Raw genomic sequence first — 21,783 nt, 5'->3', positions numbered from 1 at the left:
GGCAATTCCACATGACCTCACCTTCCCGCGGCAGATGCTGCCCGAGTTGTGCTCATTACACTCGCCCTCGAATGCAGAGGGCGCAGGGAATGCCGGGTGAAGGCCTCACCCATGGCCCGCCTGCAGAACAAAAAGCAGGCGGCAGTCACCACAGGTGCAGCCGAACATCCGGCATTCCCTGCGCGATGTTTGACGGGTTATACGCGCTCTCCTCGGGGACCGGCTTTCTTGCCCCCGTCATCGGCGCAACGCGCAAGCGTCGTCACCGACTTGGTCTCAGCGCCGGGAGACCAGGACCACACGACTTCACCGTCCGCAAGACACCGTTCGTCCGCACTCGACGAGCGCTTCCGGCGTCTCGCGGCCACCGCCTCCCCGCCTCGCGTGTCGTGACGATCGCGCGCAACGCCCCTCCGTGGTGAGGCGGGATGCCCTCAGATAACCATAATTTCTGGAAAAACGAAACACGAATATTTTTCGCGAGAAGACTGGACAGGCCGAGTCGCGTTGAAATCGCTGGCGAACATTTTGTTTTGGCGCAACCCCAAAGCCGTCACTGCCAAGTTCGGACGTAAGATTGACTTGGGCGAAAATCAATCATTTCGAGGCGAGCGGCAATTCGACGTAAAATATCGCGCCGCGAGGGGCTTTGTTCTCGGCCCATAACTTCCCGCCGTGAGCTTCGACAATGGTTCGGGCGATCGATAGTCCCATCCCCATACCCTCACGCTTTGTCGAAAAGAACGGCTCGAATATTTCGTGGACATGCTCGACCGCAATACCTGGGCCCCGATCGGATACCGAGAGGCGAGCGGAACTTCCGACATGTGCCGTAGTGACCGTGATATTGCGTTCAGCGCTCGGCATCTCCGACATGGCGTCCATGGCGTTTACAACCAGGTTCAGAATGACCTGCTGAAGTTGAATTTCGTCACCGCTCACAGGAAGTGGGGTCGGCAAGTAGCTCGTGAGATTCACTTCGCGCGCGACAGCCAATGCCGAAAGAAATCGCATGGCATCCCGGGCAACTTCATTCAGGTCAAGCGGCTTGAGTTGGAACGGCGCTTTTCTCAGCAGGACACGAATTCGTCTGATGACTTCGCTGGCCCGCACGTCATCATTGTGAATATCGGTGAGTATTTCGCTGATCTCCCGCAGATCGGGCTGCGGAGATTTGATTGCCAGCTCCGCCGTCTCGACGTTGGCAAGAATAGCGGCAAGTGGCTGGTTCACCTCATGCGCGATGGTCGCGGTGAGTTCTCCGGCCATGGAAAATCGGTTGATGTGGGCCAGTTCTGCCGATCGCTTTCGAGCTTGAACTTCGGCTTGGACCCGACGGCGACGTTCAAACAGAAGGCCGAAGATCAGTCCTCCCTGCACCAGGAGCAGCGCGAACATCGAGGCGAGCTGGGAGCTGTACTGCTGCCAGACTGTCGGCTCCCGAAACAGAACTCGGCTACCCCTTGGAAGTCGATCCTCGCTGATGTTCCAATGCTGAAGCTCCCGCCAGTCATATTGCGGCAGGGCAAGGGTCACAGGAGGTATGTTGAGACTGCCCGGCAGCTCGCCTTGCAGGATGCGAACACTGGCTTCTGCCATTCGTCGCCCCAATTCCGAGGTGGACATCAAGGGTCCGCCAACAATGCCCTGCCCAAGGTAGTTCTCGACGTAGCTGAAGATGGGCGCGTTTGTAGCCGCCCGGAGTCTCGGTATCACGGAGTCCCGATCCAACGGCACGCCGGCGGCATCGACGCGAAGATCGACAAAGAAAATTGCGGAATGCGGCGGAAGCTCCGACACCCGTTGCAGCATGTCTTCGAACCGCAGGTCGTTGAACCATTCGAACGATAGTCTGTCGGCAAACCGCTCCGACACACGGCGAAACTCCTCAGTCCAGAACCGTTCCAGGGGCGAAGCGCCGACCACCCACGCGATATGGGTGGTGTCCGGGAGAACCTGCAAAATGTTTTCGATCCATTCTTGAAAGTTCAAACTGACCACCACCGGCGCATCTTTCGCGGTGAGCGTCTCCGGCTTGATTGCGCGTTGCTCAGGCCCGCCGATGACCAGTGGAGTGGACGGGAAGAACTCCTCTCGGTACTTCTGAACGAAAAAAGCGGCCGGAGCACCGACCGTCACGATCAAATCGAGCTTTCGCCTTTTGAAGAGGTTGACAAGATAATCGACCGTCGGACCTTCCTGCTCCGGTTGCAGGAACCGAGATCCCTCGAGCGAGGCTTCATAGAGATCGATCTTGTCCTGGGATCGCTTGAAGAGTTGCTCGCGGAATTCTGCTGCGATGAAGACCCAGGGCACGAATTGAGGCCCGAATGAGTGGAGCAACAAAACGCGCTTCGGCGCTGCCGCAGCGCCCGCGGAGCTGAAAATATCAACTGCTAAGAAAAGAATGGTCAGAAAAAGCCAGCTTCGCATGTGGCAACACCCATTGCCGCGGTCGCTGTTCACGCGCAGCGAAATTGGCACAGAGACACTGTCGCGGCAACTTGGCTCTCAGTGAAAAGGCTACTCCGAGGCACCGCTTAACTACCGGCTCCGCCTGTTCCATGGGGAACCGAGTGCCGATGCAGGCCCCTCGCGCCCCTGTTCTCGCAGGCGCCGAGTGTCCATTACGATCGAGGGTCTGGCCACCTATCTTTTTCAGTTTCGATTGAATGGAACGAGGGTAAAAAGCGCAATATTCAGTTCGACGGCAAAGTTACAAATTATGGGATCGGGCATGCTTGCAGTGCCATGGGAGACCGCCCAGAAAGCCGTAGAACTCAAGGCCAGTTCGCACAAGCTGGTGACCTCCATGGACATTCGATCGGCATCTGCTGAATTCAGAAAAGCGTCTGGGATTAGCAATCTATCTCTACATCCGGCCAGATACCTGGTCCCAAGTTTTGGGATTGTCCTCAATTTGTGTCCGGCACGGCGATCAAGTCCAGCTCGCGGCTGATGCTCTTCCATCCGCACTTTGGGCACTCGACGGCAGCCAACTCATCAAATTCTTCCTGATACTCAAGTCAGTTGGCGGCCTCTTCAATTCGAATGTCAACTCTTGGCCGAAGGCGACTTTCCTCAAACTCGCAGCCTGTTGTCTGCGCTGGACCAAGAGAGGCCAAATGCGGCTGCACGGAACGCCGTAGCGGTCCGAGCACTGGCCGGGATTGCGGAGCAGGAACGAAGGCATCAGGTCGCAGTTGTTCCGACGATTCAAGGTCCGCAGCGCGGACCATCTAAAGATTAGACCCGATGTCCACAGCTGAAACCGTCCTGCTAATCGTCGTGGCCGGAATTGTCGTTCTGATCCTCGGCAACATCGCGTTTCAGGTGGCAGCCGAGCGAAAGAACCCGCGGGTCGGCGTCTTCATCGAGTGCGACGGAGTGCGCCTTCATTACATCGAACGCGGCGATGCCGCTGCGCCTTGCGTGGTCCTGTTTCATGGCAATGGCACCATGATTCAGGATCTCATCCTGAGCGGTCTAGTTGACCGCCTTGCCGCCTCCTACCGCGTCGTTTGCTTCGACCGGCCAGGGTTTGGCTACAGCCAGCGTCCCCGCACGCGCATCTGGACGGCCAAGACACAAGCCACCTTGTTCGCGAAGGCTCTTGATCAGCTTGGGGTGCGCAATCCCGTGGTACTCGGCCATTCCTGGGGAACACTGGTGGCGATCGCGTTGGCGCTGCAAAGCGACTATCCCGTGAGGGGGCTGGTGCTGGCGTCCGGCTACTATTTTCCGACCTTTCGGATCGACTTTTGGCTCATGTCAGGCCCGGCAGTGCCGCTGCTCGGAGATCTGATGCGCTACACCATCGCGCCGATCATATCGTGGGCCATTATGCCGAAGCTGATTCGCATGCTGTTCGCGCCGCGCGCCATTCCGCCGCAATTCAAGAACGAATTTCCGATCTCGCTGTCTCTCCGACCCAAGCAATTGAGGGCGGCCGCCGAGGAGAGCGCGTTCCTTATTCCTGTTGCCGCGCAATTGGCGCTTCAATATCAGGCCATCCAATGCCCTGTCAGGATCGTTCATGGCAAGAGTGACCAGCTCATCGAGACCGACCAATCACGCCGCCTCCACGAAATGTTGCCAAGCTCCCTGCTCCATCTCATCGAGGATGCCGGTCACATGGTGACCTATGCAGATACGGCCGAGATCGCGGATGCTGTGGCGGCGCTGGCGTTCACCTCACCAGGCCGGGCTCCTCTCGGAGGAGGGCCCACTCGATTTGCCCGCCGCAATTATTTCCGTTCGTGACCCCTCAACGGACATTTCCGTTTTCCGGCATTGATATTCGCGCGACGGGCATTCGGACGCGACGGAGATTGCTGATATCCCGGTGAAGCAACTTGGCCTGCTGTAAGCCCGGCACGACCGAGCAGTTCGGCATCAGCTCACGTGTGCTGCAGCGCACACCTAGTTCGCGGAAGTCCGGAAACTAATTCCGTCCCGGACTGTTTGCATGACAGGTCTACATTGGAAGGAGGACATATGATGATGAAGCGAAGCATCCTACCGCTCACCGCGCTACTCGTTCTCGTGGCCGGCAGTGCGACGACGGCCAAGGCCGTCGAGATCGGGGTCGGTCCGGGTGGAGTTTACGTCGATCCACATAGGGACCACTACCGCGATCGCGACTACGATGCCTACAATCGATATGATCGAAGTGGAAGGTGCCGGGTCATCATCGACCATCGGACTAATCGCTTTGGAGAAGATGTCACTGTTCGTCGGCGCATCTGCGACTGATTGCGGCCCACAACTCGCGACAAGAACTGAGCCGGCTTTGCCGCGCGGCGGAGGCCGGCTTGTTTTGGCGCATTCCGCCGCCACTCAATGGCGCCGACAAGGTGATCGGATAATTCTTGCGACGCCTGCCTTTGGTCCCAACTCCGCCCCGTGGCCAGCATGGAGGATGTCCGCTCGCCGAGCCTAAGCGGAAACTCTCCTTCGGGATGCCTAAAGACGCTTTTGACCCGTTGCAGACTTCTCGTGATCAGCGATACTCCGTGGAACAACGCTATCCGGAAGACGACCTTGGCGGCTCTGCTCTACGAACCAATCAACGTATTTAAGCCGATAGGGAAGGACATCGGAATCGTTGATGGCCCATTGGAATACTTCACAGCGGCTGGCGTCAGGTTGCCTATGCCTTTCACCACACGGATGACGGTCGTTCGCCTCTCTAGTGGTGATTTGTTGCTTCACTCGCCAATCAAATTTGATCAGGCGTTAGCAAACGAGCTGCAGCGGTTGGGAAGGATCCGACATCTCGTGTCACCCAACCAGTTTCACTACGCTCATATCGGCGAGTGGTCGACAGCATTTCCCGACGCGATCCCATGGGCTTCGCCGCGCGTACGACAGCGAGCGCGCGCTCGGCACGTCGATGTCACGTTTCTGAGAGACCTCGACTTCAATCCACCCGACGAATGGCGGCAAGACATCGACCAAACGCTATTTCCTGGTGGATACTTCAAGGAGTTCATCTTCTTTCATAGCCGATCGAAGACGCTGGTGCTTACAGACACGATATTCAATATAGAGCTGGATAAGATGCCTGAGCCTTGGCGAACGGCGACAAGGCTCAGCGGCATGTATTATCCGTGCGGGCAAATATTCTTCGGCATGCGACTGCCGCTATTACTGCAGCCACGAAAGGCCAAGGCAGCAATCGCAAAAATCCACTCTTGGCACCCGGAGCGCATTGTGCTCAGCCACGGCAGGTGCTTCGACTCTTGCGGCGAGGAAGTCATCAGGAGGATTTTTGGGGGAGCACCGGGTAGAAATGCTTGATCCAAGTCAAGATGCTCGAATGCAATCGGACGACTTTTTTTAAAATAGGCAGTCAACTCTGCTGATAGGCAGATCGGTTTGAAGGTCGATGACATCGGCGTCAAAAAGGATGCGGACGATGCAATCAAAGGATCCGAGAAGGCAGCACACGCCCGACGATGATCCGGAGCCCGGAACGCCAGGGACCAGCGAGGACACCTGTCCCGAGTGCGCGGGAAGCGGGAAGCAGGTCGATAAGCAGACAGGTAAACAGACCGCTTGCGAACGCTGTGATGGAACCGGGATCATCATCCAAGGAATTGGCTAGGTCCCCAAGCGTTGAGCCATGCCTCCTTCTGGCGCCAAGCGGCGCATGTCCCCTAGCTGTCCGCTTCTTAGGGGGGTGAAGCGGACGAGATGTGCTCCACCTGAGTTGTTCCGCGTGAACGGACATGGCTCCCGAGTAGCCGACATAATCTCGGGATCGATTTGCTCTCTCAGGCTCACCGCAATGTCAATCGGGAATGATCCACGATCAGTTCCCCGCGGTTCTCCATTTGCGCCAGCACGCGGTAAGTGCCTCATGCGTAAGTCCGAGCTCTGCCGCCCAATCCTTCTTGGATTGACCCAGATTGACCACACCCCTCTCGCCTTCGGTCTCGATGAAATGGAGAACGCGCTCCCGCGCCGTTCTGAGGCTCAGCCTTTCCGCATTGGCACGCACTTTGCGAAGCTCCCGCGTCAGATGGGCAATCCACCCGTTCCGGAATTGCGTGATGGTAAGCGCCCTGCTGAAGGCCGTTCGCGGGATCGCCAACAGTGACGAAGGCTCTGCGGCGATTGCGTCGCAGTGATAGGCAGCTTGATCGAGGCTGGCCTCAGCGAGGAAGCCGTGTCGAGTTCGCTGAAGGATGATCTCTCCTCCAGACCTTGATCGGCGGACAAGCCGCACCTCTCCTGAAAGCATGAAGAACATGGGCGTGGGGGCGGTCGCCCTGACTGAACACTGATGTGTGGCGTGGAGTTTCCCGCAATCGCGTAACTCGCCGGGCAGCCGTCGGCAAAGCGGCTAACAGCGGCGCTTCGCGCGTCAGAGACCTCCAATCCAAGCCTTGAGGGAGTGCCCGGTTGAGCGCTTTTGGGATTTTTTCGGTTGGGACCATATGATCACGATCATATGCGCATAATCGTAGCTCGGCTATGCTTTTCGGACCTCAATCGGGAAAAGCAGTCTATGCGCGTCCTCTTCGCTATCCTCGTTTCGGGGGTCCTTATTCTTTCGATTGGATATGCTGCCGCCCAACATCACATGCAGCAGGACCACATGGATCACGGCACTTCCGCGACCGACACGCGCGAGTTCGTCCACTTGCCGCCGCAACTCGTCGAGCACACCATCGCGAACATGCGCGACCACCTCTTCGCGCTTCAACAGATCAACGAGGCCTTGGCTCGCGGCGAACCGGAGATGGCAGGCAAGATCGCGGAGGAGCAACTGGGCATGAGCTCCCTGCGGCAGCATGGCGCGGCGGAGGTCGCCAAATACATGCCGCAGGGCATGCAGGATGCTGGTACGGCGATGCACAAGGCCGCAAGCCGTTTCGCAATCGAGGCACAGAATGTCGGCGTTACCGGGGAGCTGAAACCCGCTCTGGGCGCTCTTGGCGAGGTCATGGCCGCCTGCGTCAGTTGCCATGCAGGCTACCGGCTGAAATAGCCCCGCATAGCCAAGTCAGCTTTTGGACCCGTTCCCGGACTTCGCGGTCTGCGCCGTGGATGTCCGCTCCCGCGGCTCACCGGGAGTCGGCATTCGGAGGACCGACCACGCGCATTTGACCCGAAGCGGACGTGATCGCGTTCTATGCTTGGCCGATCTGTATGGTCCGCAGAGACGAAGAAACGCTCTGATCAGTCCGACAATTGGTCGATTTCTAAATCCCGGCTGAGTGCACAACAGTCGACATATGCGCTGCAAAAACCTCGATCTCTCGCAGCTCCGTGCGGAGCGCCGCGATCGCAAGACGCGAGCAGCGGTAACGTCATCCATCTCGAAGCAGTGCGCGTACGAAAATAGGGTCGCCAGTCATCGAACTGATATGGTAACGACATCATCTTACGTTGGAATTGACGTAGCCCTCCGCGAGGATCGGCCGAAATTATTAGTCGCGAAGTCAATTAGTTTTCGAATGTGGCCGGGGGCCACCATTCACCGCAGTCAATTTGAACCGCACGCAATTACATCGCACCCGCTCTTCTTCAACATCCCTTGCCCTCGGTCATGTGCATGTTTTTGCGCGCAGAGAGAGGTCAGTCATGCAATTTGCTTCCGTTACGACAAGGCGTTTGATTGCAGCCGCGATGGGACTGATGGTTTCGATGCCCGCGATGGCGACCAACGTTGAGCAAGAGACCTGCAGTATTCCCGACGGCATCGTCAACAATCTGCAGGCAAAGCTCGCAGTCGTCGTCAAGGCGCCTGACGCAAACGGCGGGTTGTTCAGTCCGAATCTGATGTGGTCCGCTGTCGTCGACCGAAAAGGCCTTCTCTGCTCCGTGATCCGCAGCGATCCGGATGCGTGGCCGGGCAGCCGCTCCATCGCCATCGCCAAGGCCTCGACCGCCAACAACTTCAGCAACAGCCAGCTGGCGCTATCCACCGCCATGCTCTACTCGTTCACCCAGCCGGCCAATAGCGGCCCGGCAAACGGCGGATTCCCTGCCGGATCGCTCTACGGCTTGAACAATTCCAACCCGTTCAACCCGATGTTCCAGGAGCAGGGATCGGGGCTGAGAGAGGTCCCCGGCGGCATCATCACGTTTGGCGGCGGCGTGCCGCTCTACTCTGGCGGAAAGGTGATCGGCGGACTCGGCGTCAGCGGCGACACGGCCTGCGCGGACCACGCAATCGCGTTCCGGATGCGCAAATTAGCCGGCCTGGATGGCACACCAGGCTCCGACAACATCACATATCTCGCCGTCGGCGAATTGCCCCACGATTTCGGCCATCCCCATTGCCACATTGGGAAGGATATTACGCCCTGATGGCCCGAGAGGCCCGCAACGAGCTCTTGCGTCCGACCAAGTCATAGTCGCTCATCAGCAGCTGTTTCCGCGGCTGCTGATCTCTCGAATATTCGCTGTGCGTAGGTAGAATCCGCCGACGATCGCTCGGATCGGCGCGGTCATTCGCGGCCGCGCCGACCGGCGCGACAATCGGCTATGTGACGTTGCTTAGCGGCTCGTCGGCAGCCGGAACGGCGGCTGCGTGATCCAGATTTCCACCGCGGCGAGGATCGCGACCAGTGCGCCGATGATGACGTGAACCGTCATGGCCGTCCGGTTCCCGGCGAATCCGAGCACCCAGGGGGACACCAGGACCCACAGGCCGACGATGAGGTTGAGCCACTCCTCCCAGACCGCAAAGGCGGCCAGGGCGGCAATCGCCAGGACCGCGATCACGATTCCGGAGATGACGGCGTTCTGCGACAGGTGACCCGCCTCGAAGCCGAAGATCCACGGCGAGAACAGGAGGATCGCGCCAAGGATCAGGTTGGCGACATCGCACAATCTTGCGTTCGATCTATCCATCATTGCCTCCTTCAGCAACTACCTGCGCAATACCAATCGACCAGTCGTTGTGCTGTTCCTTAAGGATACCGCCGGCCGCTCCTGCAGGGATCGACCCTGCGTACGCTGCCTGACCCTGAAAGGCTGAATCCCCCCTCAGCAAGCCAGTCCAAGGGAACGATGGCCAGCAACTTAGGTGGGTCGCGCTCGTTTCGCCGAGCACACGGTTGCGGAACTCAAGGCCTGGACCGACCACGACATCGAAGACGTCGGCCGGCTCACCGATGCGCTACAATCCGGCCACCGAGACAGGCCGCCGACACATATGAGCGGACGAGCTCGATGGCGGTGTCGTGGAGCATCGTCGCAACCGCGAGCGTGGTCCGGCCAGCGTCCCGCTGGAATCAGGCTCCCGCGATCAGCTTGCGACCTCCAGCATTTTCAGCAACCGGTCCAAACGACGTTGCGCATCGGCATTGAGCTTGCCGGCGGCCGCGACGCAGGCCTGGAGCAGGTCGACACAGGCGCGCCGCGACTCGGACCCCGCGGGCAACAGCGCCGGCAGCGCCTCGATGGCGGCGTGTTCATCGACCGCCAGGATTGCCCATTGCTCGCGCAAAGCGGTCTTGAACGCGGATGGCGACACGTCCTGTTCCGCGCGCAGCAGCTTTCGCAGGGACTCGAAGGTGCCTTTGTCGATCCGACGCTGCGCCTTGCCGATGTAGACCAGCATGCGAGCGACGGCATCGACGATGCTGCCCTCCGCGACGCGCCCCTTCAATCGCACCTTGTCGGCTTCGGCCGCCGCCAGGATGGAGGGTGATAGCCCCGGCCGCGGCCGCGGCGGGCCGTCTGCCTGAGAAATTCCGCAGGCGGCCTGGACCAGCGGCGACCCATAAACCGCATGGAAGCTGCGCTCGACATGCTCATCGCGCAGGTCACGGAACAGGTCGAGCGCCTCGACCATCCGTTGCGATACCTGCTGCTGCAGGGCGAAGAACGGATTGTTGGCGGAGGCCGCGGTCCGCTCGGCCTGGACCGCCGCCGCGAGCGGCGCGATCGTCCGCATCATCGGATTCTTGTCCGAGAAGGCGGAATAGCCCAGCCGAAGCGGATTGAGATCAAGCACTGCGCGCGCGACCTGAGGACCGCTGACCATCTTGATCCATGGTTGCAGAAAGGTCTGATAGAGCGCGTTGTTAAGTTCCGAGATGCGTGCGGCCGCCGCGAATTCGCGCTCGTCCTCCAGCGAGTTGCAGCCCAAGGCGCGAATGTCGTCGAGCCCACGCTCCTCGACCGACAGATCGTAGCCGCCTGCGGCACCATCGCTGATCACGATCTCGTAGAGACCGGGCGGCATCGTATCGATGAGTTCCATGTTGTTGATGAACTCGGCATGGTCCTTTGCCGCGACGCTGGTGCCGACGAATATGGCAAGATGGCCGGCCTTGGCATCGATCGTGTAGAATATCCGCTGGCCGCATTGCCGGATCTCGTCGACGCTCTGGTAGTTGTCCAGGATCCAGTCCAACGCCTGCTGCGGCGGCGTGATGTTGTCGCCGTGGGAGCAGAAGCAGATGATGGGGCTCTTTACCTCGCGGAGGTCGAGGCGGATGCCGTCGCTGGTGATAATCTGACCGGTCGAAAGCTTGTTGCCGATGAAGAGGTTGTCGACCATCCACTGCATTTCTTCGCCGCGCAGCACGACGAAGTCGCCCCACCAGCTCTCGAAGTTGAGATAGCGGTCCGCCTCCCGCTCCGGATTGGCCCAGACCGTGTACTGCTTGGTCCATAGTGTGTTGGCGGGGTTGAGATTGTCGAAATTGCCGACCAGCCAGGCCGCATCGAAGAGGCCATTGCCCATGTCGCTGACCATGCGGTCGAGCCAGCTTCCGCCGTACCAGCCGCCGAGATAGCGCATGACATTCTTGCCATGGACGCCGGCCCAGTAGGACAGTGGCGCGCCGGCGATCACCATCGGCCCGACCACGTCGGGGCGCATGCAGGCCGCGATCATCGCATGCCAGCCGGCCTGGCAGTTGCCGAACATGAACGGCTTGCCGAGCGCATCAGGATGCAGCGCGGCGACCTTCTCGATGAAGGTCGCGAAGGCGCGCGCAACGTCCTCGATCTGCTGGCCCGGCACCGGAAGGGCCGTGAAGCCGGCGAAATAGACGGGATGGCCGGCCTTGAACGCATCGCCGATCTCGCTGATGTTCTTGAAGCCGCCGATCCCCGGTCCCTGCCCCGCGCGCGGATCGATCACGACCACCGGACGCTTGCGGTCGTCGATCTCCGTGCCCTCGGGCGGGATCACGCGTAACAGCGAATAGTTGACCGGACGCGGCAATTCGTCGCCACGCATCACCAGTTCGCTGTCATAGATCAGGACCGAACTCACACCGTGCTTCAGCATCTCCTCGTGCTGATTGCCGCGCCGGCGCAGAATGTCCAGAAACAGAACCGACCGCTCCCAGGCGTCGCGCGCATAGGTCGTGACATCGTTCGGCGGAACCGATTCATACCAGACGCGGTGATGTTCCTTGAGCTTGTTCAGCGCCGCGGGCGCCAGCTCGCCGATCTGATCTGATAACTGTTCGAGGACTCTCGGCGGCCTCAGGACCTGAAGTGCACTGGCATCGGACATGGCTTGTGTCACTGCGTCCTCCATCAAAGGCCGCCCGGGAGATATGAAAATCGGCGCATCTTTTTCAGTGGCCGGACTACGCACCGGGGGGGCTGCTGGCGATGAATATTCCTAATTACGGGAACGCCGCCTTTCGTTGACCAGGATCAATGTCTGGTTGCGCTCATCTGCCATCGTCTTCAGGTCACGGTGCCAGGCGGCACGTGCTTGCTTGCGACGTCAACGCGGGCACGACGAGGTGATCAATCATGCCTACTCAACGACGCAGTCCACGTTTCCTGCTCACGCGAGCGATTCCGGTATGCGCTGCTGTCGCGCTTGCAACGCCGCTGCTGAACGCTTTGGACAGAACGCCCTTCGTCGGCGCAGCGCATGCCGAGACCACCCCGCCGAAGCCCATCGAAGATGCCCGCAAGGCGGTGGAGACGCTGATCAATCATCTGCGCGGCCGCGACATGCCTGACGGAATTGTGAAGACGAACGGGCGCGTCGAGGCGACGCAGGTGGACGTGGCCGCGAAATATCCAGGCCGGCTTGCGACGCTGTCGGTCGACGAGGGTGACGAGGTCACCGCCGGCCAGGTGGTCGCAACCATCGCCTCGCCCGAGACCGAGGCTCAGCTCCGTGCTGCGCAGGCCCAGGTGCTCAAGGCGAAACAGGCGCTCGCGGAAGCGCTTGCGCTAATCGCACAACGGCAGAGCGACCTGACCTTCGCCAGGACCGACTACGAGCGCGGCAAGACCCTGCTCCAAAGCGGAAATATCACCCAGCAGCTCGTGGATACCAGGCGCAACCGGTTTGAAGCTGCGGAAGCCGCCTTTGTTGCAGCAAATGCCGAGCGCGACCAGGCGGAGTCGGCGATCAAGGCGGCCGAGGCCGACGTCGACCGGCTGCAATCGATATTGGTCGACTTGGTGCTGGTCTCGCCGCGTACCGGACGCGTGCAATACCGCCTGGCGCGCGCCGGGGAAGTGATTGCCGCGGGCCAGCGCGTTCTGACCATTCTCGATCTGAACGACGTCTACATGACGATCTATCTGCCGGCCGCCCAGGCCGGCCGGCTGACCATGGGCGATCAATCGCGTGTCATCGCTGATCCGATCCCGGAGTTCGTCATTCCTGCCAGCGTGAGCTTCGTCGCCAGTGAGGCCCAGTTCACGCCGAAGAGCGTTGAGACGACTGAAGAACGCGAAAAACTGATGTTCCGCGTCAAGCTTCAGATCGATCCCAAGGTGCTGGAGCAGTATCACAAGTTCGTCAAGACGGGCATCCGCGGTCTCGGCTTCGTGCGGACCGATCCCAAGATCGCATGGCCCTCCGAGCTCGAGGTCAAGTTGCCCCAATGACCGACACCGTCGTCGCCAGGGTCGAACGCGTCACACACCGCTATGGCAAGACGGTCGCGCTCGACGATCTCATACTCGACATTCCGGCGCGCTGCATGGCCGGACTGATCGGACCGGATGGCGTCGGCAAATCCACCCTGCTCGCCCTCATCGCCGGCGTGCGCAAGATTCAAGGCGGCAAGGTCATTGCGCTCGACGGCAACATGGCGGAGGAACAGCACCGGCGCGCAAGCTATGGCCGCATTGCGTATATGCCGCAAGGCTTGGGCCGCAATCTCTACCCGACGCTCAGCGTCTTCGACAATATCGACTTCTTCGGCCGCCTGTTCGGCCAGGGCACAGCCGAGCGGCACGCGCGCATCGACGAGCTCCTGAAGGCCACCGGGCTCGATCCATTCGGCGATCGCCCGTGCGGCAAGCTATCGGGTGGCATGAAACAGAAAGTCAGCCTGTGCTGCTCGCTGATGCACGATCCGGACCTGCTCATTCTCGATGAGCCCACCACCGGCGTCGATCCGCTGTCGCGCCGGCAGTTCTGGGAGCTGATCGACTCGATCCGCCTGCGCCGCCCGCAAATGAGCGTGATCGTCGCCACGGCCTATATGGACGAGGCCAGCCGGTTCGATTGGCTCGCCGCAATGGATGACGGCAAGGTGCTCGCGCAGGGCGCGCCGAAGGAGATCCTGGCCAAGGCCAACAAGACCACGCTCGACGATGCCTTCATTGCGCTGCTTCCCCCGGAAAAGCGCGCCGAACACCAGGACGTCATCGTTCCACCGCGCAACGCAAGCGACGGTGACGATACTGCCATCGAAGCCGAGGGCCTGACGCGCCGGTTCGGCGATTTCGTCGCGGTCGATCATGTGAGCTTTCGAATCGGGCGCGGCGAGATCTTCGGCTTCCTCGGCTCGAACGGCTGCGGTAAGACCACCACCATGAAGATGATGACGGGGCTGCTGCCCGTCACCGAAGGCTCGGCGAAATTGTTCGGCAAGCCGATGGCGGCCGACGACATGGAGGCGCGGCACAATGTCGGCTACATGTCGCAGGCGTTCTCGCTCTATGGCGAGCTGACGGTGCGGCAGAATCTCGAGCTGCATGCGCAACTTTACCACCTGCCGTCGGACGAGGTCGAAAGCAGGCTCGAGGACCTCCTGGAACGCTACGACCTGAAGGATGTGGCGAACGCCAAGCCGGAGAGCCTTCCGCTGGGCGTCAAGCAGCGTCTGCAGCTTGCGGTGGCCGTCTTGCATCGTCCTGCAATGCTCATTCTCGACGAGCCGACGTCAGGGGTCGATCCGGTCGCGCGCGACGCGTTCTGGCGCACGCTGATCGACCTCTCCCGCAATGACGGCGTGACGATCTTCCTGTCCACCCATTTCATGAACGAGGCCGATCGCTGCGACCGCATCTCGCTGATGCACCAGGGACGCGTGCTTGCGGTCGGCGCGCCGAAGGAGCTCACCCGGGAACGCGGCAAGGATACGCTTGAAGATGCGTTCATCTCATATCTGGAGGAAGCGAGCGGACGCGACGACAAGGCGCCCGCGCCAGCGCCGCAAGCGCCCTCGGCGGCGGGCGTGACGGCCCCCCAACCAGCACAGCCACGTCAACCCAAGGGATTTGATCCAGGACGCATGTGGGCCTACGCCCGGCGCGAAGCCATGGAGCTGCTGCGCGATCCGATCCGGCTTGCCTTCGCCTTTGTCGGCCCCGTCGTTCTGATGCTAGCCATGGGCTTTGGCATCACGTTCGACGTCGAGAACCTGAAATATGCGGCGTTCGACCAGGACCAGACGCCGGAGAGTCGGCGACTGCTCGAGAGCTTCTCGGGCTCGCACTATTTTTCTGAACAGCCCCCGGTCGGCTCAACCGCGGAACTCGAGCGACGCATGCGCAGCGGCGAGCTCGCGGTCGTGGTGGAAATCCCGTCCGGCTTCGGTCGCGATCTCGCCAACCAGCATGCGCCGGAGGCCGCCTTCTGGATCGACGGCGCGATGCCGTTCAGGGGCGAAACGACGAAAGGCTATGTCACGGGCCTGCTGCTCCGTTACGCACAGGATCTGGCGACGGAGCGCTTCGGCCCCAACGCGCCATCCGCCCCATATCTCGGGAGCGTCCATATCGAAAACCGCTTCCGCTACAACCAGGCCTTCAAGAGCGTTTTCAGCATGGTCCCGAGCGTCGTCGTGATCATGCTGGTCTTGATTCCTGCCGTCATGGCGACGATCGGCGTGGTCCGTGAGAAGGAAACCGGCTCGATCGCCAATTTCCGTTCGACACCGATCACCAAGTTCGAATTCCTGCTGGGCAAGCAGTTTCCCTACGTGGTCGTCGGGATGCTGACCTTCGTGCTCCTGGTGTTGATGGCGCTCATCGTCTTCCACGTCCCGGTGAAGGGCTCCTTCGGCGCCCTGGTGCTCGGAGCCCTGCTCTATGTCTTCTCCACCTGCGCTTTTGGACAGCTGGTCTCAACGTTCACGCGGACGCAGGTGGCAGCCGTGTTTGCAACCACCGTGCTCGCCATCATTCCGGTCGTGAACTTTTCCGGTCTGCTCGTGCCGGTGTCGTCCCTCACCGGGCAGGGACGATTGATCGGCCTGATGTTTCCGTCCGCCTGGTTTCAGCCGATCAGCGTCGGCACCTTCACCAAAGGGCTGGGCTTTTCCGATCTCGGCTTCAATCTCCTGATGCTGGCAGCGTTCGCAGCCGTATTTTTCGGCGCAGCTCACATTCTGCTGCAGAAGCAAGAGAGCTGAGGGGGAGCGCGAAATGTCATCCACGAGCGCATCGAAAGCTTCGGCTTCTCAAAAACAGCCGGCCACGCCGGCGCAGCGGGCGCGACCGACGGGCCTTGCCAAGCTGCGCCTGCACCTCGCCAACGTGTTTCGATTGACGATCAAGGAGCTGCGGAGCTTCCGCTCCGATCCTATCATGCTGCTGCTGGTGGCCTACTCCTTCACCATCGCGATTTACGCCGCCGCCACCGGCGCCTCGACCGAGGCGAAGAACCTTTCCATCGGCATCGTCGATGAAGACCGTTCCGATCTGTCACGGCGCATCGCCGACGGCCTTACGCCGCCGACTTTCAAACCGCCAATCGCCCTCGCTGCCACGGAGATCGACGCGGCAATGAATTCCCAACGCGTCATTTTCGTGGTCGAGTTTCCGCCGAAGTTTCAGGCCGACATCCTCGCCGGCCGGCAGCCGACGGTCCAGATCGACGTCGATGCCACTGCGGCCGCACAGGCCTTCAATGGGATGACCTACATCCAGAACATCGTCACCGATTACGTGACGCAGTTCGTCACCGGACGCGAAGCGGGCTTCGGCAGCTTGGTCAAGATGGTGACCGAAGTCAAATTCAATCCGAATTTGACATCGAGCTGGTTCACCGCCGTGATGCAGATCATCAGTAATCTCACCATGATCACCGTCATGCTCAGCGGCGCTGCGCTCATTCGCGAACGCGAGCAGGGCACCGTCGAGCATCTGCTGGTGATGCCGGTGGTGCCTTCCGAGATCATGCTCGCCAAGATCCTGGCGAACGGCCTCGTCATCGTCGCGTCAGCCGCCTTGTCGCTTGCGCTTGTCGTGGAATGGTGGTTGCAGGTGCCGGTTTCCGGATCGCGGCTGCTCTTCCTGGGCGGGGCGTGCGTCTACGTGTTCACGGTCGCCGCGCTCGGCATCGCGCTGGGGACGGTCGCTTCGACCATGGCCCAATTCGGCCTGCTGTCGATCCCGGTCTTGCTGGTGATGATGCTGCTATCCGGCTCAACGACACCGCTCGAAAGCATGCCGGTGTGGTTGAAACACATCATGTTGGTGATCAGCCCGACACCTCATTTCGTGATCTTCTCGCAGGACGTGATGTTCCGGGGCGCGGATTTATCGATCGTCTGGCCGGAGGTTGTTGCAACCGCGGCGATTGGAAGCGCCTTGTTCGCACTGGCGCTCTATCGTTTCCGCCGTGTCATTTTCAGCGGCTGACGTTCACGACCACGCGCCGTTGGCTCTCGAACTCCGGACGTCCGGACGAGCCGAGCGGCGTCTACTCCATCGCAATCGGTTCACGGCTGTCCGCCGGCCCAACGACGCGGCAGCGACCGTCGCATCCTGCTGCGAGTCGTCGCCATCTCCAGGAGTTGACCTGTCCGCACTAAACGATCATGCTCGGCGCTGGTCCAGACGTGATCAGCTCGTCAGAAAGCTGCGGAAATAGTCGCGCGTAGGGCCATGTGTCTGCGCGAACGCCAGTCATCATCGGGAAACGATCAGGGCGGGCAGTTTCGACGGCAGGGTTGCTGTCGGAAACCCTACAAACGTTGCCGATTGAGGGGACCCCCATGGCAAACACGACGACGGAGCTCGAGGCACTGCTGATGCAGCGCTCGCTGACCGACGCGCAGCTTATTGCAGCGGCGGAGCAGGCGTCCGACTTCCGCATCCTGCCCGACGCGACCGTGATCAAGATCGGCGGACAGAGCGTCATCGATCGCGGCCGCGCGGCGGTCTATCCGCTGGTGGATGAGATCGTCGCAGCCCGCAACAGCCACAAGCTCCTGATCGGCACCGGCGCCGGCACCCGGGCGCGACATCTCTACTCGATCGCAGCCGGGCTCAATTTGCCCGCGGGCGTGCTGTCGCAGCTCGGCGCCTCGGTGGCCGACCAGAACGCTGTGATGCTCGGGCAGCTCTTGGCCAAGCACGGCATCTCCGCGGTCGACGGCGCCGGGCTATCGGCCGTGCCGTTGTATCTCGCCGAGGTGAACGCTGTGGTGTTCAGCGGCATGCCGCCCTATGGCCTCTGGATGCGCCCTGCGGCCGAGGGCGTCATTCCGCCCTACCGCACCGATGCCGGCTGTTTCCTGGTCGCCGAGCAGTTCGGCTGCAAGGCGATGATCTATGTGAAGGACGAGAACGGCCTCTACACCGCGAACCCCAAGACCACGAAGAAGGCGACCTTTATTCCGAAGATCACTGTGGCGGAGATGAAGGCAAAGGGGCTTGCCGATTCTGTGCTCGAATTCCCGATGCTCGACCTGCTCGAGCAGGCGCGGCACGTCCGACAGGTGCAGGTCATCAACGGTCTGGTCCCCGGAAACCTGACCCGTGCGCTGGCCGGCGAGCATGTCGGCACCATCATCACCGCAAGCTGAGGGACCGGCTGCCATGGACGACACCACCAACACCATCAAGCACGTCGCCTCCCCGCTCGCGCGCCAGACCCTGCTCGACGACAAGCTCACCCGCCCCGTTGCCGGCCGCCGCCCGATCCCGCTCCTGCCCTGGCTGCAGGTCGTCAAGATCGGCGGCCGCGCGATCATGGACCGCGGCCACGAGGCGATCCTGCCGCTGGTGGACGAACTGCGGAAGCTCCTGCCCGAGCACCGGCTGCTGATCCTGACCGGCGCCGGCATCCGTGCCCGCCACCTCTACAGCGTCGGCCTCGACCTCGGCCTCCCGGTGGGATCGCTGGCCCCGCTCGCCGCCAGTGAGGCCGGCCAGAACGGCCACATCCTGGCCTGCCTGCTGGCACCGGAAGGCGTCTCCTACATCGAGCATCCGACCATCGCGAACCAGCTCGCCATTCATCTCACCGCTGCGCGTGCGGTGGTCGGCAGCGCGTTCCCGCCCTATCATCATCACGAATTCCCGACCTCGCGCATCCCGCCCCACCGTGCCGACACCGGCGCCTTCCTGATCGCGGATGCGCTTGGTGCGGCCGGCCTCACCATCGTCGAGGACGTCGATGGGGTCTACACCTCCGACCCGAACGGCCCCGACGGCGCCAAGGCGCAATTGCTGCGCGAAACCAGTGCCACTGAGCTTGCCAAGCTCGAGGGCACCCTGCCCTTCGATCGCACATTGCTTGAGGTCATGACGACGGCGCGCCATCTCGCGCGCGTGCAGATCGTGAACGGGCTGGTGCCGGGCCGGCTGACCGCCGCGCTGCGCGGCCACCACGTCGGGTCGTTGATTCACACCGGCGTCCATCCGGCCTGAGCGGGTCAGCCCATCGACAGAAAAGGCCGCGCGCCAGAGGCGAGCGGCCTTCATCTCGTTAATTCGTTAGTTCGTACCGGCGGTCAGACCCACCGGCCCCGCTCAGGCGTCACGGCAGATCGATGCCACGCGCGGGCGCGGCTTCCAGCAGCTCCGCCTTGGCCTGCCGCTGCAGGGCGCGGCCGCGCCAGATCGAGCCCGCGATCAGCACGAGCAGCGCCCCCAAGGTCGAAACGACGGTTTCCATGATATCGAGTTGAATGCCAAAACGGGTCTTGCCGGCGAACAGCGCCGAGACGGCGTCGACATTCATGACCAGCGAGCCATCCAGCAGGTGGTGCAACAGCGGCTCGATCGCTGGATCGGTCGCGATCACCTCGCCGGCCACCCAGCCGAGCAGCATTGCGCCCAACCAGACCAGGATCGGGAAACGATCAAGCACCAGCATGATCAGCGCCGCGCCAGCGATGATCAGCGGAACGCTCATGGCAAGGCCGAGGATCAGCAGCGAGGCCTGACCGTTGGCCGCGGCCGCGACCGCAATCACATTGTCGAGGCTCATCACGATATCGGCGAGCACCACGATCCGGATCGCATGCCACAGTGTCGTGCCGGCGGCGATCTCGTCGTTCTCGTCCTCGGGTACGACGAGCTTGGCCGCGATCACGAGCAGCGCCAACCCGCCGACCAGCTTCAGATAGGGCAGCGCCATCAAGGTCGCGACGATGCCGGTAAAGGCGATGCGCAACGCCACGGCGATGCCGGAGCCCGCGACCATGCCCCAGAAGCGGTGACGGCCATGAAGGCCGCGGCAGGCAAGCGCAATCACCAGCGCATTGTCGCCGGAGAGCAGCACGTTGATCCAGACGATCTTGCCGAGCGCGAGCCAGAAGCCAGCCGTTTGGATGTCAGTCTGGAATTGGGCAATCAACAGGCTGAAATTGGCGGGATCAGCGATCTGCGACAACCAATTCACAGCCTAGCCTTTCAGTCCCGTCCGCCGCTGCGGACAGCCACGTGCGGGCGCGGAGATCGGTTCATGCTCCGCGCGCCGCGTTGCCATCAACCGACGATTTCGTTGCCAGAGAAGAACTGCGCAATCTCGACAGCCGCGGTTTCCGGCGCGTCCGAGCCGTGCACGGAGTTCTCACCGATCGACTTTGCATGCAGCTTGCGGATGGTGCCATCGGCAGCCTTGGACGGATCGGTCGCGCCCATCACATCGCGGTATTTCAGGATGGCGCCGTCGCCTTCCAGCACCTGGACCACGACCGGCCCCGAGATCATGAAGTCCACGAGTTCGCCGAAAAACGGCCGCGCCTTGTGCACGGCATAGAACGTCTCGGCCTGGTCACGGGACATGCGGATCCGCTTCTGCGCGACGATGCGCAGGCCCGCCTTCTCGATCAGCGCGTTGATCGCACCGGTCAGATTGCGCTCGGTCGCGTCGGGCTTGATGATCGAAAAGGTACGCTCGGTCGCCATGATGTCGTCCTCAAGAAGAGCAGGTTTTGTGGGTTGCGGGCTTATATCGGCGCCCCGAGGCAACCGCAAGCGAGCAGGTCGCCTCGATTGCGGCAGCGGTTACAACAATTTCACAATCCTGAACCCAGACTGAAGAACGCGTGCCACCGGCGTTCAGCTCCGCGAACGTAAGATGCTTTGCATTGGTGATGGCGATCACATCGATACGGACCGCCACCTCCTTAGAGCCTCAAGCGTCGTGCAGTATGGGCGCCACCGGCGCCGTAATCCAGGAGACGATCATGTTGCGCAAACTCTCCCTCATGGCGGTCGCCGCCGTTTCCTTGGGCGCAGCCGCCCTCGCGCCATCTGCGGCTTCGGCGCATTGGCATGGCGGCTGGTATGGCGGTTGGCACGGTGGCTATGGGTGGCACCGCCCCTGGTACGGTCCGCGCGTCTTCGTCGGCGGCGGCCCCTATTACAGCTACGGCTATGGCGGCTGCTACGTTCGCCGGCTGGTCCCGACCCCCTGGGGGCCCCGCTGGCGCCTGGTCAACCGCTGCTACTGAACCAAGCGCAGCAACCAAGTTAGGATCGGCGCAGCTTTCGGTCCCCCCGCAGTGTCGATCCCTTGTAGCCCCGGCGAGTGCCCCCCGCCGGGGCTATTTTCATGCTTTCTTTACTAAAATCCCCCGCAATTTCGGCGGGACCGGAAACCAATTTTACCCCCATGACTTGGTACAGCATCACATTTGATATGTTTGGAACCTGCCATGACCGGCCGTGCCACAGATTTCAGCGAGGAGATCGATCGCAAGACCAGCCGATCGATCTGCGACGCCGTGGGTGAACGGCTGCAGCGCAGCCTACCACCGGATTCCCACCTGCCCTGCCAGCTGCAGCGCCTGATCGATGAGCTGGGCAGGCGCGATGACGCCCTGTTCCGGGTCGAGTAGCAGCGGTGCGGTGAGC

General features: G+C 61.4%; 18 protein-coding genes. 12 read left to right on the top strand and 6 right to left on the bottom strand.

Features of this window, described 5'->3' with window-relative positions; genetic code table 11:
* Window positions 1-597: 597 nt before the first annotated feature.
* Window positions 598-2,433, bottom strand: coding sequence for a sensor histidine kinase (locus tag ACQR1W_RS00555; RefSeq protein WP_434849008.1), 1,836 nt, complete (start codon window positions 2,431-2,433; stop codon window positions 598-600).
* A gap of 855 nt (window positions 2,434-3,288) precedes the next feature.
* Between ACQR1W_RS00555 and ACQR1W_RS00550 the strand changes: the two genes are divergently transcribed.
* The 3 genes from ACQR1W_RS00550 to ACQR1W_RS00540 all read left to right on the top strand — a co-directional run bounded on the left by ACQR1W_RS00550 (window position 3,289) and on the right by ACQR1W_RS00540 (window position 5,802).
* A complete protein-coding gene (locus tag ACQR1W_RS00550) occupies window positions 3,289-4,263 on the top strand; it encodes an alpha/beta fold hydrolase (protein WP_434849007.1) in 975 nt (324 codons plus the stop codon).
* Between the two features lie 237 nt (window positions 4,264-4,500).
* Window positions 4,501-4,755, top strand: coding sequence for a hypothetical protein (locus ACQR1W_RS00545; RefSeq protein ID WP_434849006.1), 255 nt, complete (start codon window positions 4,501-4,503; stop codon window positions 4,753-4,755).
* A gap of 243 nt (window positions 4,756-4,998) precedes the next feature.
* Window positions 4,999-5,802 (top strand): DUF4336 domain-containing protein, encoded by an 804-nt coding sequence (locus ACQR1W_RS00540; RefSeq protein ID WP_434849005.1) that lies wholly within the window; start codon window positions 4,999-5,001, stop codon window positions 5,800-5,802.
* 514 nt (window positions 5,803-6,316) lie between these two features.
* Here the strand turns inward: ACQR1W_RS00540 and ACQR1W_RS00535 are convergent.
* Complete coding sequence (locus tag ACQR1W_RS00535; protein WP_434849692.1) at window positions 6,317-6,748, bottom strand: Crp/Fnr family transcriptional regulator; 432 nt, start codon at window positions 6,746-6,748, stop codon at window positions 6,317-6,319.
* A 267-nt stretch (window positions 6,749-7,015) separates the two neighbouring features.
* On the opposite strand from ACQR1W_RS00535, the gene ACQR1W_RS00530 reads away from it, so the two are divergent.
* Both ACQR1W_RS00530 and ACQR1W_RS00525 read left to right on the top strand, forming a co-directional pair.
* Entirely contained in the window at window positions 7,016-7,498 is a 483-nt protein-coding gene (locus ACQR1W_RS00530; RefSeq protein WP_434849004.1) for a hypothetical protein, read from the top strand.
* Window positions 7,499-8,001: 503 nt separating this feature from the next.
* On the top strand, window positions 8,002-8,823 hold the full coding sequence (locus ACQR1W_RS00525; RefSeq protein ID WP_434849003.1) for a GlcG/HbpS family heme-binding protein: 822 nt from the start codon (window positions 8,002-8,004) through the stop codon (window positions 8,821-8,823).
* Window positions 8,824-9,012: 189 nt separating this feature from the next.
* Here the strand turns inward: ACQR1W_RS00525 and ACQR1W_RS00520 are convergent, their stop codons facing one another.
* Both ACQR1W_RS00520 and ACQR1W_RS00515 read right to left on the bottom strand, forming a co-directional pair.
* Window positions 9,013-9,369 carry an SPW repeat protein gene (locus ACQR1W_RS00520; protein ID WP_434849002.1) on the bottom strand — a complete coding sequence of 119 codons (357 nt, stop codon included), beginning with the start codon at window positions 9,367-9,369 and terminating at the stop codon, window positions 9,013-9,015.
* 397 nt (window positions 9,370-9,766) lie between these two features.
* Window positions 9,767-12,007 (bottom strand): DUF3141 domain-containing protein, encoded by a 2,241-nt coding sequence (locus tag ACQR1W_RS00515; RefSeq protein ID WP_434849001.1) that lies wholly within the window; start codon window positions 12,005-12,007, stop codon window positions 9,767-9,769.
* Window positions 12,008-12,243: 236 nt separating this feature from the next.
* On the opposite strand from ACQR1W_RS00515, the gene ACQR1W_RS00510 reads away from it, so the two are divergent.
* From ACQR1W_RS00510 to ACQR1W_RS00490, 5 genes are all read left to right on the top strand, one after another.
* The gene (locus ACQR1W_RS00510; protein ID WP_434849000.1) at window positions 12,244-13,341 is read left to right on the top strand and encodes an HlyD family secretion protein; all 1,098 of its coding nucleotides are present in this window, start codon (window positions 12,244-12,246) and stop codon (window positions 13,339-13,341) included.
* Entirely contained in the window at window positions 13,338-16,100 is a 2,763-nt protein-coding gene (rbbA, locus tag ACQR1W_RS00505) for a ribosome-associated ATPase/putative transporter RbbA (protein ID WP_434848999.1), read from the top strand. Before ACQR1W_RS00510 ends, rbbA begins: the two co-directional genes overlap by 4 nt.
* 13 nt (window positions 16,101-16,113) lie before the next feature.
* Complete coding sequence (locus ACQR1W_RS00500; protein ID WP_434848998.1) at window positions 16,114-17,331, top strand: ABC transporter permease; 1,218 nt, start codon at window positions 16,114-16,116, stop codon at window positions 17,329-17,331.
* Window positions 17,332-17,687: 356 nt separating this feature from the next.
* Window positions 17,688-18,500: a uridine kinase gene (locus tag ACQR1W_RS00495; RefSeq protein ID WP_434848997.1), complete on the top strand. Its 813-nt coding sequence runs from the start codon at window positions 17,688-17,690 to the stop codon at window positions 18,498-18,500.
* Window positions 18,501-18,513: 13 nt separating this feature from the next.
* Window positions 18,514-19,347, top strand: coding sequence for a molybdenum storage protein subunit alpha (locus ACQR1W_RS00490; RefSeq protein ID WP_434848996.1), 834 nt, complete (start codon window positions 18,514-18,516; stop codon window positions 19,345-19,347).
* Between the two features lie 109 nt (window positions 19,348-19,456).
* On the opposite strand, the gene ACQR1W_RS00485 is transcribed toward ACQR1W_RS00490, so the two are convergent.
* Window positions 19,457-20,323: a TerC family protein gene (locus ACQR1W_RS00485; protein WP_434848995.1), complete on the bottom strand. Its 867-nt coding sequence runs from the start codon at window positions 20,321-20,323 to the stop codon at window positions 19,457-19,459.
* Window positions 20,324-20,409: 86 nt separating this feature from the next.
* Window positions 20,410-20,832, bottom strand: coding sequence for a nucleoside-diphosphate kinase (ndk, locus tag ACQR1W_RS00480; protein ID WP_434848994.1), 423 nt, complete (start codon window positions 20,830-20,832; stop codon window positions 20,410-20,412).
* Between the two features lie 281 nt (window positions 20,833-21,113).
* Between ndk and ACQR1W_RS00475 the strand changes: the two genes are divergently transcribed.
* Both ACQR1W_RS00475 and ACQR1W_RS00470 read left to right on the top strand, forming a co-directional pair.
* Window positions 21,114-21,380 carry a sulfur globule protein precursor gene (locus ACQR1W_RS00475; protein WP_434848993.1) on the top strand — a complete coding sequence of 89 codons (267 nt, stop codon included), beginning with the start codon at window positions 21,114-21,116 and terminating at the stop codon, window positions 21,378-21,380.
* 204 nt (window positions 21,381-21,584) lie between these two features.
* Window positions 21,585-21,767 carry a hypothetical protein gene (locus ACQR1W_RS00470; protein ID WP_434848992.1) on the top strand — a complete coding sequence of 61 codons (183 nt, stop codon included), beginning with the start codon at window positions 21,585-21,587 and terminating at the stop codon, window positions 21,765-21,767.
* The last annotated feature ends 16 nt before the right edge of the window (window positions 21,768-21,783 follow it).

Origin of the sequence: Bradyrhizobium sp. HKCCYLS1011 (genome assembly GCF_051167795.1) — a bacterium.
In the GTDB taxonomy this organism is placed as follows: domain Bacteria; phylum Pseudomonadota; class Alphaproteobacteria; order Rhizobiales; family Xanthobacteraceae; genus Bradyrhizobium.
Note: the sequence above shows the minus strand (reverse complement) of the source record. Positions and strands in the feature narration are given on the sequence as shown.

Bases quoted from the DNA above. Each gene is read 5' to 3' on its own strand.
- ACQR1W_RS00535 (WP_434849692.1), bottom strand. From the start codon at position 6,748: ATGCTTTCAGGAGAGGTGCGGCTTGTCCGCCGATCAAGGTCTGGAGGA.
- ACQR1W_RS00470 (WP_434848992.1), top strand. From the start codon at position 21,585: ATGACCGGCCGTGCCACAGATTTCAGCGAGGAGATCGATCGCAAGACC.
- ACQR1W_RS00545 (WP_434849006.1), top strand. From the start codon at position 4,501: ATGATGAAGCGAAGCATCCTACCGCTCACCGCGCTACTCGTTCTCGTG.
- ACQR1W_RS00520 (WP_434849002.1), bottom strand. From the start codon at position 9,369: ATGGATAGATCGAACGCAAGATTGTGCGATGTCGCCAACCTGATCCTT.
- ndk (WP_434848994.1), bottom strand. From the start codon at position 20,832: ATGGCGACCGAGCGTACCTTTTCGATCATCAAGCCCGACGCGACCGAG.
- ACQR1W_RS00510 (WP_434849000.1), top strand. From the start codon at position 12,244: ATGCCTACTCAACGACGCAGTCCACGTTTCCTGCTCACGCGAGCGATT.
- rbbA (WP_434848999.1), top strand. From the start codon at position 13,338: ATGACCGACACCGTCGTCGCCAGGGTCGAACGCGTCACACACCGCTAT.
- ACQR1W_RS00490 (WP_434848996.1), top strand. From the start codon at position 18,514: ATGGACGACACCACCAACACCATCAAGCACGTCGCCTCCCCGCTCGCG.
- ACQR1W_RS00555 (WP_434849008.1), bottom strand. From the start codon at position 2,433: ATGCGAAGCTGGCTTTTTCTGACCATTCTTTTCTTAGCAGTTGATATT.
- ACQR1W_RS00500 (WP_434848998.1), top strand. From the start codon at position 16,114: ATGTCATCCACGAGCGCATCGAAAGCTTCGGCTTCTCAAAAACAGCCG.
- ACQR1W_RS00530 (WP_434849004.1), top strand. From the start codon at position 7,016: ATGCGCGTCCTCTTCGCTATCCTCGTTTCGGGGGTCCTTATTCTTTCG.
- ACQR1W_RS00495 (WP_434848997.1), top strand. From the start codon at position 17,688: ATGGCAAACACGACGACGGAGCTCGAGGCACTGCTGATGCAGCGCTCG.
- ACQR1W_RS00475 (WP_434848993.1), top strand. From the start codon at position 21,114: ATGTTGCGCAAACTCTCCCTCATGGCGGTCGCCGCCGTTTCCTTGGGC.